The organism is Streptomyces sp. NPDC004667, assembly GCF_040609475.1.
Lineage (GTDB): Bacteria > Actinomycetota > Actinomycetes > Streptomycetales > Streptomycetaceae > Streptomyces.
Genome location: NZ_JBEXKC010000070.1, coordinates 15,071 through 30,233, shown reverse-complemented (window position 1 = coordinate 30,233; position 15,163 = coordinate 15,071). Strand labels below are relative to the sequence as shown.

Genomic DNA, 15,163 nt, shown 5'->3' with positions numbered 1-15,163 from the left:
CGCGCCCCGACGGCCCCCGGGGCCGGGGTTCAGCGGTGCAGCAGCCGTGTCCAGTCCTGGGGGACCCGGTCTGCCGGGCCCGGTACCGGCTGGTCCGCCGGATGCGCGACCGGGGGCGTGAGGTCCGGGCCCGAGGTGTACAGCTCGGCCCCGTCGTAGTCCCAGAACCAGTCCTCGCCCGGTTCGAAACTCTGCACCAGGGGATGGCCACTGGACTTCCAGTGGGCGGTGGCGTGCTGGGCGGGTGAGGAATCGCAGCAGCCGATGTGGCCGCACTGGGCGCAGCGCCGCAGGTGGAACCACCAGCCGCCCGCCGCGTCGCAGTCGGCGCAGCCGGTGCCGGTGGGCGGGACGCTCGGGTCGATTCCTTCGATGCCGGTCATACGGGCTCCTCGGTGGTCTCGGGTTCCGGGGTGGTCAGCGGCAGCAGTACCTGGAAGCGGGTGTCGCCCGGCGCGGACTCGACCTGGAGGCTGCCGTGGTGCTTGTTGACGACGATCCGCCAGGAGATGTCCAGGCCGAGCCCGGTGCCCTCGCCGACCGGTTTGGTGGTGAAGAAGGGGTCGAAGATGCGGCCGCGGACGTCGGCCGGGATGCCGGGGCCGGTGTCGCGGAACTCCACGAGCAGCCGGTCGCCCTCCCGTGCCGTGCGGACGGTCAGGGTGCCGTCGCCGCCGGTGCTGCCGATCGCGAAGACGGCGTTGTCGACGAGGTTGGTCCACACCTGGTTGAGTTCCGCCGGGTAGGCGGGCACGTCGGGCAGGGAGCGGTCGTAGTCCTTGACCACCCGGATGCGGTTGCCGATCTTGCCCGACAGCATCAGCAGGGTGCTGTCGAGGAGTTCGTGGACGTCGACGGGCCGGTGCGGGGCCCGGTCGAGCTGCGCGTACTGTTTGGCCGCGTCGACGAGGTGGGAGATGCGGGTGGTGGAGTCGTCGATCTCGTCCATCAGCAGTTCGGTCTCGACGGTGTAGTTGAGCCATCCGATGGCACCCGGCAGGATGTCCTCGGCCACGGTGGCCGCGACCTGTTCCAGCCAGTCCGTGTCGAGTCCGGCCTGGACGAAGGTCGGTGCGATCCGCCAGCCCTCCGGGATGCCGTGCTCTTCGAGCCAGTCGGTGAGTTCGTCCTCCCGGTCGGACGCCTCCAGGGGGCTCAGTACCGGTGCCTTGGCCACGCGTTCGGCGGTGCGCTCCTGGATGTCGATGAGCTCGGCCAGTGCCTCGCGGGAGTAGGGGCCCTGGGCGATGACGGCCAGCTTGTGCCGCATCTTGCCGACCCGTTCCCGCAGGGTCGCGGTGGCCCGGACGGCCGCCGCGGCCGGGTTGTTGAGCTCGTGGGTGAGGCCGGCCGACAACGAGCCGAGGGCCAGGAGCCGTTCGCGCTGTCCGATGGCCCGCTGGGTGTTCTTCGAGCCGAAGAAGAGTCCCTCCAGCAGGTGGGCGGCCATCGGGAACCACTCCCGCATGACGTCGGCGAACGACTGCGCGGGCAGGACGAAGAACCGGGTCGGCTCGGTCACGCGCATGGAGTTGGTGTAGAGCTGCGGGACCCGGTCGCCCAGGTAGGCCTGCATGGCGCCGGAGTACACCCCGCGCTGGGAGGTGCGGCTCACCTCCACGTCGTCGGCGCCGACCCGGCGGTACAGGACGACGGTGCCCTCGATCATGACGTAGAAGCAGGTGGCGGGCTCGCCCTCGGTGTACACCGGGCCGGGGTCGAAGCACTCGACCCGTCCCTCGGCGCACAGCCTCCCGAGCTGCTCGGGGGTGAGCTTCTCGAACAGGAAGAGCGTGGCGATCTCCTGCGGGGCGCAGGGCACGGCCCGGCCGCTCACGACTGCTCCAGGTACCGGTGGACGAGCATCACGGCCATGGCTCCTTCTCCGACGGCGGACGCGACGCGCTTCGCGGACTGGGCGCGGGCGTCGCCCGCCACGAACACGCCGGGGATGTTGGTCTCCAGGTGGTAGGGCGGCCGGTCCAGTTCCCACTCGGCGGGTGGCCGTCCGTCGGGGGTGAGGTCCGGCCCGGCCAGGATGAAGCCGTGTTCGTCGCGCAGCACCGTGCCGTCGAGCCAGTCGGTGAGCGGGGCGGCGCCGATGAACACGAACATCCACTGGGCGTCGACGAGTTCGGTCGTTCCGGTGTCCACGTCGCGCAGCGTCAGCTGCTCCAGGTGCCCGTCGCCGTGGGCCTCGTCGACGACGGTCCGGGTGCGTACCGTGATGTTCGCGGCGTCCTCGATCTGCTGGATCAGGTAGTGGGACATGGAGGCCCTCAGGGAGTCGCCGCGTACCAGCAGGGTCACCGATTTCGCGCCCCGCGCCAGGTACATGGCGGCTTGTCCGGCGGAGTTGGCGCCGCCCACGATGTAGACGTCATGGCCCTGGCAGGAGGCGGCCTCGGTGAGGGAGGAGCCGTAGTACACCCCGCAGCCGGTCAGGGTGTCGCAGCCCGGTGCGTGGAGCTGGCGGTAGGACACGCCGGTCGCCAGGATGACGCTGTGCGCGGCGACCGCCGTGCCGTCGGAGAAGCGGACGACGCGCGAGGCGCCGTTGACCTCCAGCCCGGTGACCTCGCGGGCGGTGAGGATCTCGGCTCCGAACCGGCCGGCCTGGCGGCGGGCGCGGTCCGTGAGCTGTGCGCCCGACACGCCGTCCGGGAAGCCGAGGTAGTTCTCGATGCGGGAGCTCTGCCCGGCCTGTCCGCCGGTGGCCGACCGTTCGACGAGTACGGTGCGCAGCCCTTCGGAGGCGCCGTACACGGCCGAGCCCAGGCCGGCCGGACCGCCGCCGATGACGACGAGGTCGTAGAACTCGGCGGCCGGCGTCGTCGCGAGTCCCACGTGGGCCGCCAGCTCGGCCGCCTCGGGCTCGATCAGCACGGAGCCCTCCGGGGTGATCACCAGAGGGAGCCGCTCCCCGTCGGCCCCGGCGGCCTCCAGCAGGCGCCGCCCCTCGGGTTCGTCGGAGGAGTACCAGCGGTAGGGCACCTGGTTGCGGGCCAGGAACTCCCGCACGTCGGAGGAGCGCGCCGACCAGCGGTGTCCGACCACCTTGGTGGCGGGCACGGGCCGGTAGTCGCTGGTGCGCCAGGCGGCGAGGAGGTCGTCGACGACCGGGTAGAGCTTCTCCTCCGGCGGGTCCCAGGGTTTGAGCAGGTAGTGGTCGAGGTCGACGACGTTGATGGCGTCGATCGCCGCGTTGGTGTCCGCGTAGGCGGTCAGCAGGACGCGCCGCGCGCCCGGGTAGACGGCGAGGGCCTGTTCGAGGAACTCGATGCCGTTCATCTGCGGCATGCGGTAGTCGGCCAGGATGACGGCCACCAGGTCGCCGCGCAGCTTCAGCTCGCGCAGCGCCTCCAGCGCCGACTCCCCGGACTCGGCGCGTACGACGCGGTACGTGGCGCCGTAGCGCCGGCGCAGGTCGCGGGCGACGGCGCGGGAGACTCCCGGGTCGTCGTCCACGGTCAGGATGACGGTCCGTGCTGTGTCGGCGGCCTCTGCCATACGTCTCCCACCCACCCGAGCGTCCCGGTCCGGCGGCACGGCGAGCCGCCCGCGCCGGTTGCGCCCATCGTATGTTCGATCGTCCCGGTTCGCCGTGGGACGCCACGGACCGTGTACGGCGGGTGGGTCCCGGGTCGCGGACGGTGCGGGGGGGGGCGTTCCTGGGCGCGGGCCGGGGGGCGCGGTGTGGGGCGCGCCACAGGGGTCCTCGGGAACCCGTGCTCCGCTGCTCCCGACCCCTTCGACGGGGCCGTGGTCCGATCGCCCCTCTGATCCGTGCGAACCGTACAGAGGAGTGCCGCAATGAGCGTGAACCGCAGGGACGTGCTCCGGGCGTCGACCGCCCTGGGTGCCACCGGAGCGTTCTCGGGGGTCGCCGGGCTCGCGGGGGCCCCGGCCGCCTCCGCGGCCGGGGGCGGGGGCGGGGGCGGGGGCGCGAAGCCCTGGAGGGTGCACATCGTGATGTTCGACGGGGTGGAGGAGCTCGACTTCGCCGCCCCGTACGAGGTCTTCTCGGCCGCCCGGTTCTTCACGGACCGGCTGGTGGAGGTCCGCTACGTCACCGCGTCCCGCCCCTGTTCCGTCCGGGCGTCGTACGGGACGCGCGTCGGCGTCGAGCACGGCTGGGACCCGCGGCAGGCCGACGTCGTGGTGGTGCCGGGCGGCGGCTACGCCCGTCGCGAGGATCCCGGGGTGTGGGCCGAGATCCGGCGCGGCGTCCTGACGCGGGCGCTGCGCGAGGCACCGCGTCCGGGGCTCACCATCGGCGCCCTGTGCACGGGCGTCATGCTGCTGTCCGCCGCCGGACTGACCCGGGGCCGGCCCTGCACCACCCACCACAGGGCGCGCCCGGACCTGGAGCGGGAGGGCGGCGTACTGAAGGACGCGCGGGTCGTGGACGACGGCGATCTGGTGACGGCCGGGGGCATCACCTCGGGGCTCGAACTCGCCCTGTGGCTCGTCCGCCGCGAGCTGGGCGCCGACGCGGCGACGGGGGTCGAGGCCATGCTGGAGTACGAGGCCCGCGGCACGGTGTGGTCGTCCCGGTAGGCGCGACCACCGGCCGGGCCGCCGCCGGGGTCCCGGGGTCCGTCCCGGGAACGGCGGCGGGCCCGGCGGCGGGTGAGCCGGCGGGTCCGGGCCGTATCCTCGCCCGGGGCACGGCGAGCGGAGGACGGGTGGGCATGGCGGGCGGCGGAGCGGCATCGGGGCGGGAGCCCGCGGCGCAGGGGCGTGCCCCGGCGCCGCGTACGTCGCTGAGCGCGCGGGCGCGGGAGGCGGTGCGGGAGCGGATCGTCGACCGCCGTTACCCGATGGGCTCGCGCCTGGTGGAGCGGGAGGTCGCCGAGGAGCTGCGGATGTCGCGGGTCCCGGTGCGCGAGGCGCTGCGGGCCCTGGTCGCCGAGGGGCTGCTGGAGCTGCTGCCGCACAGCGGGGTGCGCGTGCGCCGGCTGGAACGGGCCGACGTGCGGTGGCTGTACGAGGTGTGGGAGCCGCTCGCCGTGCAGGCGTCGCGGCTCGCCGCCCGGGCGGTGGCCTCGGCCCTCCCCGGGGAGCCGGCGGGGCTGGCCGCCCTGCGGGCCTCGCTGGAGGGGGCCGAGCGGGCGGCCACGGCGGACGAGGGGGCTCGGGAGGTGGCCGAGCACGCCGCCTTCCACGAGCGGATCGTGGCGCTGAGCGGCAATCCGCTGCTGGCGCGGACGATGGAGCAGCTCGACTGGCAGCTCCGTCTGCTCTTCGGGTTGCGTGCGGAGCCGGGGCACATGCGGGCGCAGCACGCGGACATCTTCCGGCGCATCGCGGCGGGTGACGAGGAGGCCGCTGCCGCGAGCACGCTGTTGCACGTGCGCGACAGTCGCTCCGTGGCATTGCAGTCGCTCTTCGGGGATACCAGTTTGTATACCAAGACGGATTGAGGGCCCAGTTCTCCCGGGTCTCGGTCCGGGGATTCTTGTAAGCCGGTCCTTCGTTGGTATACAAAAGGGCCACCAGCCCTCCCCCTGCCCCAAGGAGCCCCCATGTCCGTGGTCTTCCGCGACGTACGTCCCCTCGGGGTGGGGCGGCCCGTGGACCTGGTGGTCGTCGACGGCCGCGTCTCCGGCGCCCCCGCGCCCGAGGGTGCCGAGGTGGTGGACTGCGCGGGCCGCATGGCGCTGCCCTCGCTCGTCGACGCGCACATCCACCCCGACAAGACGAGCTGGGGCGGCGGCTGGGTGTCGCGCCGTCCGGCGGCCGGGATCGCCGGCTACTGCGACCAGGACGTGGAGCTCCACCGGGCGCAGGCCCGCCCGGTCGGCGAGCGCGCGTACGGGCTGATGGCGCACGCGGTGACGCGCGGCACCCGGGCCATGCGGGCCCACACCGACGTGGCGCCCGCGTACGGCCTGGCCGGTGTCGAGGGCGTCGCCGAGGCCCGGGAGCGCCTCGCCGGTGCGCTCGACGTGCAGATCGTGGCGTTCCCCCAGCACGGTGTGGTCCGGGCCCCGGGCACGGCCGCGCTGCTGGAGGACGCGGCGCGCAGCGGCCTCGTCGATCTGATCGGCGGCATCGACCCGATCGGTTTCGACCACGCCCTCGACGAGCAGCTGGACCTGGTCTTCGGGCTCGCGGACCGCTACGGCGTCGGCGTGGACCTGCACCTCCACGACCGGGACGAGAAGGGCACGCGCGTCCTGCGGGCCGTCGTCGAGCGCACCCGGGCGCTGTCGCTGCGCGGGAAGGTGACGGTCAGCCACGTCTTCTGCCTGCCGTTCCTGTCCGGGCCCGAGCTCGACGCGACGGCCGCCGATCTGGCCGACCTGGACATCGCCCTGACGACGGTCGCCCCGAGCGAGTCCCTGGTCCTGCCCGTCGCCCGGCTCCGGGAGCACGGCGTCCGCGTCGGCCTGGGCTCGGACGGGGTCCGCGATTCCTGGAGTCCGTTCGGGAACGCCGACATGCTGCACCGCGCACACCTCCTGGGCTGGACCACGGACGCCCGTCTCGACGAGGAGCTGACGTCCTGCTTCACCGTGGCCGCCCATGGCGGCGCCGACGTGATGGGACTGGCGCACGCGGACTTCGCCCCGGGTGCCCCGGCGGACTTCGTGCTCGTCGAGGGCGAGTGCGTCCCCCAGGCCGTGGTCGACGTGCCGCGGCGCGACGTGGTCGTGCGCGGCGGCCGGATCGTGGCCCGGGACGGCGCCCTGGTGGGGGCCGGCCGGCGGACGTGACGTCCGGGTCCGGTACGGATAATGGCACCGCCCGGGGTTGCGGGCAGCGTGCACCGAACCGAGGGATGACGTACCGATGACGTTCCACGAGGGCCTGCGGGTCGAGCTGGCGGCGGACACCAGGCTGAGCGACGGCGTCGCGATCACGGACGCCGTGGCGGACGGCCGGGAAGAGCGCCCCGGGGACGAGGCGGCGGCATGCGGCGCCGTGGGGTCCCTGTGGCTGGCGGCGGGCACGCCGGGAACCGTGGTGCGGGTGGCCGAGCACGACCGGCCGAGCCAGGGGGCCCGCGAGTACGAGCGGCTCGCGTCGCTGCTCGGTTCCTTCGGCCGGGACATGCCCGCGCAGAGCAGGGAGCGGCTCGAAGAGCAGATCGCGGCCCTGGAACCCGAGTGGACCGCCTACCGGCGGCAGCGGCTGCGCGTGACGCTCCGCGTCCGCTTCGACAACGGGTTCATCCTCGACGGCGTGCCCGACACCTTCTTCACGGCCGCCTGACCGGGCCGGCGCCGCCGCTGCGGGTGCCGGCCGGTCCGGCGCCGGCGGTGTGCGGGGATCACGCTCCGCCGCGGACGAGGCGCAGGATCTCCCCCGTCTCCAGGGCCGTGTAGAGGGCGCCGTCCGGGCCGAACGCCAGGCCGTGGGGTTCGCAGGCGGGGTCGGGGAGGGCGTGTTCCTCCAGGTCCCCCTCGGGGGTGAGGGAACCGATCCTTCCGGTCGCCCACAGGGTGAACCACACCGAGCCGTCGGGGGCGGTGGTGATCGCGTGCGGGCGGCAGGCCGGGTCCGGGAGCGGGAACCCGGTCACCTCCCCCGCCGTCGTGATCCGCCCGATGCGGCCCGCCCCGATCTCCGTGAACCACAGGCTTCCGTCGGCTCCCGCCGCGATCCCGACGGGTGCCGCCCCGGGCGTGGGCAGCGGATGGACGGTCACCTCGCCCGCGGTCGTGATCCGGCCGATGGCGTGGGCCTGGTTGAGGGTGAACCAGAGGGCGCCGTCGCCGCCCGCCGTGATCATGGAGGGGAAGGCTCCTTCGAGGCCGGGCAGCGGGAACTCCACGACCGCTCCCCCGGTGTCGATGCGACCGATCCGGTCGCTGTGCAGCTGGGTGAACCAGAGGGCGCCGTCGGGTCCGGCCGCGATGCCGTACGGGCCCGCGCCCGGTGTGGGCAGGGCGTACGAGCGGGCGTGCCCGTCCGGGTCGATCCGGCCGATCCGGTCGTCGCGCATGCGGGTGAACCAGAGCGCGCCGTCGGTGCCCGCGGTGATGAGGGAGGGGCCGCAGACGTCCGAGTCGAGCGGGAACTCGTCGAGCCGGCCCTCGGGCGTGAGCCGGGCGATCCGGCCGGCGTGCACGAGCGTGCACCAGAGCGCGCCGTCGGGGCCGGTGGTCAGGGCGTACGGGCCGGAGCCCGGGTGGGAGACGGGGAAGGAGCGGTCGGGCGTGAGGGTGTGGGGCATACGGGTCCTCTCGGAAGGGGCGGATCGAGGGGCGGATCGGGGTCAGGCCGCGTGGGCGGTGGCCGTCGGGAGCGCCGCGCAGCGGCCGTCGGCGGGGGCCGCCGCCGCGAGGTCCAGGCGCGCGCCCTGCCAGCGGGCGCGCAGCATCCGGTCGTGGCTGACGACGGCCACCGCACCGGGGAAGCCCGCGAGGGCCGTCTCCAGTTCCTCCACCAGGGCGAGGGAGAGGTGGTTCGTCGGCTCGTCGAGGAGCAGGACGTCGTACGGCTCGGTCACCAGGCGCGCCAGCGCGAGCCGCTGCCGCTGTCCGGCCGACAGGCTGCCGACGGGGACGCCGAGCCGGTCGCGGTGGAACAGCCCGAGCGCCAGCAGCTGTTCGGCGTGTTCCTCCGGGTGTCCGGCGCGTCCCTGCCCGTAGGCGGCGAGGACGGTGCGCCCGTCCGGCCCGGGGTCCGGCAGCTGGTGGAGCAGTCCGACGCGGCCCCGGCGTTCGACGCTGCCGTGCGCGGGCTGTGACGTTCCGGCGAGCAGGTCGAGCAGGGTGCTCTTGCCCGCGCCGTTCGGTCCGCCGATCAGGAGGCGGTCGCCGGGGCCGAGGGTCAGGCTGGTCGGCGCCAGACGCCCCGGAACCTCGGCGCGGTGCGCCGCGAGGAGCGTTCCGCGCACCTCGCCCCCCTGGGGGACGACGGTGAAGCGCAGGGGCGGTGCGGGCCGGGGCGCCGGGTGCGCCAGCAGGCGGCCGAGGCGTTCCTCGGCCTGGCGCACCCGGCTCGCCAGGGACTGCTGCACCCGGCCGGCGGCCCGGTCGTAGGCCATCTTGTTGCCGTCCTTGCGGGCCCGTCCGGGCGCCACCCGCCGTGCGGTGCCGGCGGCGGCGTCGCGCAGCCGGGCGACCTCGGTGGTCCACGCCTCATGGGCCTGTTCCGCGCGCTCGCGGGCGGCGGCCCGTTCGGCGCGGTAGCCGCTGTAGCCGTTCCCGTGGCGCACGACCGTGTGGGTGTCGCCGTCGACCTCCAGGAGGGAGGTGGTGACGCGGTCGAGGAAGACGCGGTCGTGGGAGACGGCCACCGTGGTGCCGCGGCGGGTGCGCAGGTGCTCCTCCAGCCAGGTCAGGGCGGAGTCGTCCAGGTGGTTGGTCGGTTCGTCGAGCAGCAGCACCTCGGGCTCGGCGGCCAGCAGCGTCGCGAGGCGCAGCCGGACCCGGCCCCCGCCGGACAGTGCGCCGACCGGGCGGTCGCGGCGCAGCCGCAGCAGGCCGAGACCGTGCAGGGCGCGTTCGACGCGTGCGTCGGCTTCGTATCCGCCGCGCAGTTCGTAGGCGGTCAGCAGGTCGGCGTAGGCGGTCAGGACGGAGGTGTCGCCGTCTTCCATGCGGCGTTCCAGTCGGCGCAGCCCGGCTTCCATGCCGCGCAGTTCGCCGAGGGCCCGGTCGATGACCTGCTGGACCGTGAGGTGCGCGGGCAGTTCCTCCTCCTGGGCGAGGTGGCCGACGCGGCCCCGGGAACGGATGAAGACGCTTCCGCCGTCGGGCTGTTCGGCGCCCGCCAGGATGCGCAGCAGGGTGGATTTGCCGGAGCCGTTCTCGCCGACGATCCCGAGGCGGTCCCCCGCCGTGACGGAGCAGGTGACGGAGTCGAGGACGAGGCGGCCGTCGTAGGCCTTGGTGACGTCAAGCGCGGTGAGCCGTGCGGAGGTGTCGGTCGCGGTCATGGAGGGTCTCCGGGTGGTGGGAGGGGCGGGCGGGGGCGGAACCGGGGCGGCGGCCGGCGGGCCGGATACGACGGATGAGCATCGGAACTCCCTAAAGCGACGGATGTTGCGTTAAGATCGTGACATGACGTCCCCCCAGAACGCAAGCGATCTTCCCGAGTCCACTCCCGAGGGCGCCCGGCGCCGGACGGGCGGCCGCAGCGCCCGTGTCCGCGCGCAGGTCGTCGAGGCGGTCGGAACGCTCCTCGTGGAGGCCGGGTACGACGCGCTGACGGTGGACGCCGTCGCCGAGCGGGCCGGGGTCCACCGCACCACCGTGTACCGGCGGTGGCGCGACGTCGGCGGGCTGCTGGCCGACGTCCTCGACGCGGCCGCCGACGACGGCTGGCGCCCGGCCGACACCGGGTCCCTGGAGGGCGACCTCACGGCCCTCAACCAGGAGGTCTACGACGCCCTGTGCCCGGGCGGGACCGACGCGACCGACGGCTCCGGCTCCGGCTCCGGCTCCGGCTCCGGCTCCGGCGCGAACCTCACCACCGCGCTGATCGCCGCCTCCTTCCGCTCGGCACAGGCCGCGGGCGCGCTGAACCGCTTCTGGGAGGGCCGCTACGCCCGCTCGGCGCCGGTGGCCGACCGGGCGGTGGACCGGAACGAGCTCCAACCGGGCCTGGACGCCCGCGCGTTGCTCGTCACGGCCACGGCGCCGCTGTACCAGGAACTGCTGCTCCTGCGCAGCGCCCCCGACCCGGAACTCCCGCGCCGTGCGGCCCGCGCCGCCTGCGCGGCGGCCAGGGCGGGCGTCTTCCACTGACCCGCCCCGCCGGGCGGCCCCCACGCGCCGAGGCGCACGTACGGGGCACCGTGGACGTTCCCCCGTGCGCCCCCCTGTGCTCCTTCGCCGTGGCCCGGGGCGCGCGTACGGTTCCGGGCCATGAGCGGATTCGCGAAGGAACCGGCCTCTGCGACGGAAATCGGCACCCGGGTCCTGCCCTCCTCCGACCGATGGTCCCCGGCTCTGGTGGTACCGGCGCCGGTGTGCCGATTCGAGAACTTCCTCGGCGCCGAACGCGCCGACGCCCTGCTGGAGTACGCGATCGGGCGGCAGGGCGACTTCACGGCGGGGACCGTGCCCGACCCCCTGACCGGAGAGGAGTCCCACAAGGGGAGGGACTCGCTGGTCCTTCCCGTGACCAGCGGGGTGTTCAGCCGGCACCTCGCCGACTGCCTGCCGCTCGTCCAGGAGTCCCTCGGCCACCGGGCCGCGCTCGACCGGTCCCTGACGGTCCTGACGGCGCACGGCGACGGCGGCCACTACGGGATGCACACCGACGCGTCGCGGGTGCCCGACGTGAGCACGGCCGTGTCCGCGGTCTACTACCTCCACCGCCGGCCCCGCGGCTTCGGCGGCGGCCAGCTCCGCCTCCACGACACCGTGGTCGACGGCCACCGGGCGCGGCCGTCCCAGACGTACCGCACGATCGAGCCCGAGCACGACACGATCGTCTTCTTCCCCGCCGCCGCCTTCCACGAGGTCGTCCCGTCGACCTGCCCCAGCAGGCGGTTCGCCGACCACCGGTTCACCCTCACGACGTGGATCTCCGGCCGGGAGTCCGCGCCGGATCCCTCCGACGCCGCGGCCCCGATCTGGCGGTGGCTGGCCGGCGCCGCCGAGGGCACCCGCCCGCTGCACGGGGTCGCGGCGGACCACGAGGGCGGCCGCTCCGCCCCCCTGCCGTCCGCCGGCCCCGCCACCCTCCGGGTCGCCGGGGACCCCGCCTCCGGATGAGGCGGGGCCACCCGGCCGGACGTCAGCTTCCGGGGGTGTGCAGGGCCGGGGTCGGCTCGGTCCACGGGTTGGGGAGGTGGCCGGTGACCGGACCCGAGACCGCCGCGCCGCGCTCGCCGGCGGTGCGCACCGCGAGCGGGACGAGGGCCTCGGGAACCCCGTGGACGAGGTGGCAGAAGCGCTCCGGCGGGTGGCGGGCGGTCCACCCGGGCCGGCTGAACGCCGACACGTACGTGCTCCAGTCGCCCTCGAAGGTGACGACCAGGTCCGCCAGGCGGAGGTAGCCCGGGTCCGGGTGGACGCCCGGGTTGAGGACGACGGTGCTCGCCCCCAGGCTGCGCAGCGACCGGACCAGGCGACGGCAGGCGCGCAGCCCCCGGCGTTCCGCCGTCACCCGGTCCAGGAAAGCGCCGTCGACCCCGTACCACTCCCGGTAGCGCAGGATCTCGTAGTTGACCTCCGCCCCGTCCCGCCGCCCGTACGCGGTGTCGACGTATCCCAGCAGCCGCGCGCCGGCGGCGTGCAGGGCCGAGGCGGCGGCCGTGAACGCGGGATCGGGGCGCGGGCCCGGACCGCTCGCGGGGTTGAGCACCACCGCGTAGGTCCGGGGCGCGGCCCCGATCAGCCGCGCCCAGGCCCCCGGGTCCTCCGCCGGGTGTACGTACAGCGGAACCAGCAGGGTCATCGCGCGGGGCTGCCGCTCCGGGTGCCCGCCTCCCACAACGAGGCGAGCATGTCGTCCAGTTGACGGGCCGGACGCCACCCCAGGACCCGGTCCGCCGCCGTGACGTCGGAGCACTGCCAGGACACGTCTGCCGAGCGGGCCGAGCCGGGCGCGGCGCCCGTGTTCTCCTCGATCCGCCCCCGGAAGCCCGCCCGGCGGGCCAGTCCGTGCACCAGTTCGCGGACCGGCGCCGCCTCGCCGGTGCTGATGTTCAGCACCGACTGCAGCGGACCGGTGGCGGTGACCGCGAGTTCCACCGCGCGGGCCACGTCCCGTACGTCCACGAAGTCGCGGTACGCGGAGAGGTCGCCCAGCCGCAGCACCGCCGCCGGGTCCGGGCCGGCCTCCCGCAGCAGGGCCGTGAGCCTGCCGGGCAGCCCGGTGGCCGGTGCGCCGGGCCCGACCGGGTTGCCCACGCGCAGCACCACCGCGTCCAGGCCGGAGGTGGCCACGGTGACGGTCCCGGCCAGTTTGGTGGCCCCGTACGGGCTGACCGGGCGGGTGGCCGCCGACTCCCCCACCCGGACGCCGAACGCGCCCGGCCCGTACTCGGCCGCCGAGCCCAGGTGGACCAGGCGGGCCTGCGGGGCGGCCTCCCGCAGTGCCGCGCACAGCACCGCGGGTCCGCGGGAGTTGACCTCGGCGAGGGTGACCGGGTCACCGCCGGTCGCCCCCGCGCAGTTCACCACGGCATCGGGGGCCGCCCCCGCGAGGGTCTTGGCCAGCCGTTCGGTCCGGTCGGTGGCGAGGTCGATGCCGAACCCGGCGCCGGGCGAGCGCCCGGCGTCGAGGACCCGTACATCCGGCAGGGCGCCCAGCCGGTCGGCGACGTGCGCGCCGAGATAGCCGGTGCGTCCCAGGACGAGAATGCGCATGACGTGCCTCAGGCTCCCTTGAGCAGCAGGGACTTGCGGGTGGTGAATTCGGCGTTGGCCCGGTCGTAGTCGTCGGGGCGGCCGATGTCCAGCCAGTAGCCGTCGAACTCGTAGGCGTGCGGCGGGTTCTGGGTCTTGAGGAGGTCGAGGACGAGCTCGTCGAAGCCGAGCGGCAGGCCGGGGGTGTATCCGTCGAGGGTGTCGCGGCTCAGGCCGTACACGCCCATGGACACGCGATAGTCCATGCTGGGCTTCTCGGTGAAGCCGACGACGCGGGTGGCGTCGGTGGTGAGCACCCCGAAGTCGACGTGCACCTTGCGCGGGTAGGTGGCGATGGTCAGCGGCGCGCGCGAGGCCTCGTGGCGGCGCAGCACGTCGGCGTAGTCGAGGTCGGTGAGGACGTCGCCGTTCATCACGAGGAATCTTTCCGGGAGCCGGTCGCGGAGGTTGAGCAGCGGGCCCATGGTCCCCAGCGGGCTCTCCTCGGTCGCGTAGTCGACGGCCATCCCCCACTGGGATCCGTCGCCCACGTAGGCGCGGATGATCTCGCCCAGGTGACCGATGGCGATGGTGCAGCGGGTGAATCCGGCGGCCGACAGCTGGCGCAGCACGATCTCCAGGATGGCGTGCTGGTCACCTATGGGGACGAGCGGCTTGGGGAGGGCAGTGGTGTAAGGGCGCAGCCGGACGCCCTTGCCGCCCGCCAGGATCACTGCGTACATGGGGAGTTCCTCCATCAGTCGTGTGCGGAGCCGTGGTGGGGGGACGTGGGGATGGCGGTGGGGTGGGCGTGGGGGGTGTGGGGTCCGGTGGGATCAGACGTTGTAGATGCCGGTCTTGTACCGGGCGAGGTTGGCCGGGTCGCGGAAGAACTCGACGGTGTGCGCCAGGCCTTCCTCCAGGCTGTGGGCCGGTTCCCAGCCGGTGGCGGCGGTGAGCCGGCTCGCGTCCGCGACGAGCCGCATGACCTCGGAGGCGGCCGGCCGCAGTCGCTCGGTGTCCTCGCGCACCTCGATCGGGACGTCCATCACCTTGCCGATCAGTGCCACCAGGTCGCCGACGGAGATCTCGGTACCGGTACCGGAGTTGAAGGTGCGGCCGACCACCCGCTCGGCGGGGGCGGTGCCCACCGCGAGGAACGCCGCGGCGGTGTCCTTGGCGTAGCTGAAGTCCCTGGTGGGGCGCAGGTCGCCGAGGGTGATGACGCGCTCCCCGGCCGCCACCTGGCCGATGACGGTGGGGATCACCGCGCGCATCGACTGGCGCGGGCCGAAGGTGTTGAAGGGCCGCAGGGTCACCACGGGGGTCTCGAAGCTCGCGTGGTAGCTGTCGGCGAGCCGGTCGCCGCCGGCCTTCGAAGCGGCGTACGGGGACTGGGTGTTGATGGGGTGGTCCTCGGTGATCGGGACGGTCTGCGCGGTGCCGTACGTCTCGCTCGTGGAGGTGTGCACCAGGCGCGGTGTGCCGAGCGCGCGGACGGCCTCCAGCACGTTGAGGGTGCCGGTGACGTTGGTGTCCACGTAGCTGTGCGGGGCCCGGTAGGAGTAGGGGATCGCGATGAGGGCGGCGAGGTGGTAGGCGCAGTCGGCGCCTTCCAGCAGCCCGCGGACCGAGCCGGGGTCGCGGACGTCGCCGAGGACGATCTCCACCTGGTCGAGGACGTCGGGGGCGAGGGTCTCCAGCCAGCCGTAGGAGGAGAAGGAGTTGTACTGGGCCATGGCCCTGACCCGGTAGCCGCGGGCGACGAGGGACTCGGTGAGGTGGGAGCCGATGAAGCCTTCGGCTCCGGTGACGGCTGCGAGCGGTGCGGAGGTCAACCGACCTCTCCTTTCGATGGGTGGTACGGGTACGGGTGCGGTCCGGGGTCGGGCCGGGTCGGGGTC

Annotated in this window: 15 protein-coding genes; 6 read left to right on the top strand and 9 right to left on the bottom strand. The window is 74.3% G+C overall.

Features of this window, described 5'->3' with window-relative positions; all coding sequences use genetic code 11:
- Nucleotides 1-29: 29 nt before the first annotated feature.
- The 3 genes from ABZW32_RS30085 to ABZW32_RS30075 are packed head-to-tail and all read right to left on the bottom strand — an operon-like array spanning nt 30 to nt 3,510.
- The gene (locus tag ABZW32_RS30085) at nt 30-383 is read right to left on the bottom strand and encodes a UBP-type zinc finger domain-containing protein (protein WP_356221766.1); all 354 of its coding nucleotides are present in this window, start codon (nt 381-383) and stop codon (nt 30-32) included.
- Nucleotides 380-1,837 carry an ATP-binding protein gene (locus ABZW32_RS30080; RefSeq protein WP_356221763.1) on the bottom strand — a complete coding sequence of 486 codons (1,458 nt, stop codon included), beginning with the start codon at nt 1,835-1,837 and terminating at the stop codon, nt 380-382. Before ABZW32_RS30080 ends, ABZW32_RS30085 begins: the two co-directional genes overlap by 4 nt.
- The gene (locus ABZW32_RS30075; RefSeq protein WP_356221761.1) at nt 1,834-3,510 is read right to left on the bottom strand and encodes an FAD-dependent oxidoreductase; all 1,677 of its coding nucleotides are present in this window, start codon (nt 3,508-3,510) and stop codon (nt 1,834-1,836) included. Before ABZW32_RS30075 ends, ABZW32_RS30080 begins: the two co-directional genes overlap by 4 nt.
- Before the next feature lie 303 nt (nt 3,511-3,813).
- Here ABZW32_RS30075 and ABZW32_RS30070 point away from each other — a divergent pair, with 303 nt between their 5' ends.
- The 4 genes from ABZW32_RS30070 to ABZW32_RS30055 all read left to right on the top strand — a co-directional run bounded on the left by ABZW32_RS30070 (nt 3,814) and on the right by ABZW32_RS30055 (nt 7,221).
- Nucleotides 3,814-4,560, top strand: coding sequence for a DJ-1/PfpI family protein (locus tag ABZW32_RS30070; protein WP_356221758.1), 747 nt, complete (start codon nt 3,814-3,816; stop codon nt 4,558-4,560).
- A gap of 134 nt (nt 4,561-4,694) precedes the next feature.
- Nucleotides 4,695-5,426, top strand: coding sequence for a GntR family transcriptional regulator (locus tag ABZW32_RS30065; protein WP_356221755.1), 732 nt, complete (start codon nt 4,695-4,697; stop codon nt 5,424-5,426).
- 102 nt (nt 5,427-5,528) lie between these two features.
- Complete coding sequence (locus ABZW32_RS30060; protein ID WP_356221752.1) at nt 5,529-6,722, top strand: amidohydrolase; 1,194 nt, start codon at nt 5,529-5,531, stop codon at nt 6,720-6,722.
- A 76-nt stretch (nt 6,723-6,798) separates the two neighbouring features.
- On the top strand, nt 6,799-7,221 hold the full coding sequence (locus ABZW32_RS30055; protein WP_356221750.1) for a hypothetical protein: 423 nt from the start codon (nt 6,799-6,801) through the stop codon (nt 7,219-7,221).
- A 58-nt stretch (nt 7,222-7,279) separates the two neighbouring features.
- Here ABZW32_RS30055 and ABZW32_RS30050 read toward each other — a convergent pair whose 3' ends face one another.
- Both ABZW32_RS30050 and abc-f read right to left on the bottom strand, forming a co-directional pair.
- Nucleotides 7,280-8,185 (bottom strand): virginiamycin B lyase, encoded by a 906-nt coding sequence (locus tag ABZW32_RS30050; RefSeq protein ID WP_356221748.1) that lies wholly within the window; start codon nt 8,183-8,185, stop codon nt 7,280-7,282.
- A 42-nt stretch (nt 8,186-8,227) separates the two neighbouring features.
- Nucleotides 8,228-9,895 carry a ribosomal protection-like ABC-F family protein gene (gene abc-f, locus ABZW32_RS30045; protein ID WP_356221745.1) on the bottom strand — a complete coding sequence of 556 codons (1,668 nt, stop codon included), beginning with the start codon at nt 9,893-9,895 and terminating at the stop codon, nt 8,228-8,230.
- Between the two features lie 124 nt (nt 9,896-10,019).
- Between abc-f and ABZW32_RS30040 the strand changes: the two genes are divergently transcribed.
- Together ABZW32_RS30040 and ABZW32_RS30035 are read left to right on the top strand one after the other, a co-directional pair.
- Nucleotides 10,020-10,706 carry a TetR/AcrR family transcriptional regulator gene (locus ABZW32_RS30040; RefSeq protein ID WP_356221742.1) on the top strand — a complete coding sequence of 229 codons (687 nt, stop codon included), beginning with the start codon at nt 10,020-10,022 and terminating at the stop codon, nt 10,704-10,706.
- A gap of 120 nt (nt 10,707-10,826) precedes the next feature.
- The gene (locus ABZW32_RS30035; protein ID WP_356221739.1) at nt 10,827-11,681 is read left to right on the top strand and encodes a 2OG-Fe(II) oxygenase; all 855 of its coding nucleotides are present in this window, start codon (nt 10,827-10,829) and stop codon (nt 11,679-11,681) included.
- A 22-nt stretch (nt 11,682-11,703) separates the two neighbouring features.
- Here ABZW32_RS30035 and ABZW32_RS30030 read toward each other — a convergent pair whose 3' ends face one another.
- From ABZW32_RS30030 to ABZW32_RS30015, 4 genes are all read right to left on the bottom strand, one after another.
- On the bottom strand, nt 11,704-12,366 hold the full coding sequence (locus ABZW32_RS30030) for a spherulation-specific family 4 protein (protein WP_356221736.1): 663 nt from the start codon (nt 12,364-12,366) through the stop codon (nt 11,704-11,706).
- Nucleotides 12,363-13,280, bottom strand: coding sequence for an NAD-dependent epimerase/dehydratase family protein (locus tag ABZW32_RS30025; RefSeq protein WP_356221733.1), 918 nt, complete (start codon nt 13,278-13,280; stop codon nt 12,363-12,365). The genes ABZW32_RS30030 and ABZW32_RS30025 overlap by 4 nt, the downstream gene beginning before the upstream one ends.
- Nucleotides 13,281-13,288: 8 nt before the next feature.
- Entirely contained in the window at nt 13,289-14,002 is a 714-nt protein-coding gene (locus ABZW32_RS30020) for a sugar phosphate nucleotidyltransferase (RefSeq protein WP_356221731.1), read from the bottom strand.
- Between the two features lie 93 nt (nt 14,003-14,095).
- A complete protein-coding gene (locus tag ABZW32_RS30015; protein ID WP_356221729.1) occupies nt 14,096-15,097 on the bottom strand; it encodes a GDP-mannose 4,6-dehydratase in 1,002 nt (333 codons plus the stop codon).
- Nucleotides 15,098-15,163 lie beyond the last annotated feature (66 nt).

Bases quoted from the DNA above. Each gene is read 5' to 3' on its own strand.
- ABZW32_RS30065 (WP_356221755.1), top strand. From the start codon at position 4,695: ATGGCGGGCGGCGGAGCGGCATCGGGGCGGGAGCCCGCGGCGCAGGGG.
- ABZW32_RS30025 (WP_356221733.1), bottom strand. From the start codon at position 13,280: ATGCGCATTCTCGTCCTGGGACGCACCGGCTATCTCGGCGCGCACGTC.
- ABZW32_RS30050 (WP_356221748.1), bottom strand. From the start codon at position 8,185: ATGCCCCACACCCTCACGCCCGACCGCTCCTTCCCCGTCTCCCACCCG.
- ABZW32_RS30020 (WP_356221731.1), bottom strand. From the start codon at position 14,002: ATGTACGCAGTGATCCTGGCGGGCGGCAAGGGCGTCCGGCTGCGCCCT.
- ABZW32_RS30070 (WP_356221758.1), top strand. From the start codon at position 3,814: ATGAGCGTGAACCGCAGGGACGTGCTCCGGGCGTCGACCGCCCTGGGT.
- ABZW32_RS30035 (WP_356221739.1), top strand. From the start codon at position 10,827: ATGAGCGGATTCGCGAAGGAACCGGCCTCTGCGACGGAAATCGGCACC.
- abc-f (WP_356221745.1), bottom strand. From the start codon at position 9,895: ATGACCGCGACCGACACCTCCGCACGGCTCACCGCGCTTGACGTCACC.
- ABZW32_RS30040 (WP_356221742.1), top strand. From the start codon at position 10,020: ATGACGTCCCCCCAGAACGCAAGCGATCTTCCCGAGTCCACTCCCGAG.
- ABZW32_RS30085 (WP_356221766.1), bottom strand. From the start codon at position 383: ATGACCGGCATCGAAGGAATCGACCCGAGCGTCCCGCCCACCGGCACC.
- ABZW32_RS30030 (WP_356221736.1), bottom strand. From the start codon at position 12,366: ATGACCCTGCTGGTTCCGCTGTACGTACACCCGGCGGAGGACCCGGGG.
- ABZW32_RS30060 (WP_356221752.1), top strand. From the start codon at position 5,529: ATGTCCGTGGTCTTCCGCGACGTACGTCCCCTCGGGGTGGGGCGGCCC.
- ABZW32_RS30055 (WP_356221750.1), top strand. From the start codon at position 6,799: ATGACGTTCCACGAGGGCCTGCGGGTCGAGCTGGCGGCGGACACCAGG.
- ABZW32_RS30075 (WP_356221761.1), bottom strand. From the start codon at position 3,510: ATGGCAGAGGCCGCCGACACAGCACGGACCGTCATCCTGACCGTGGAC.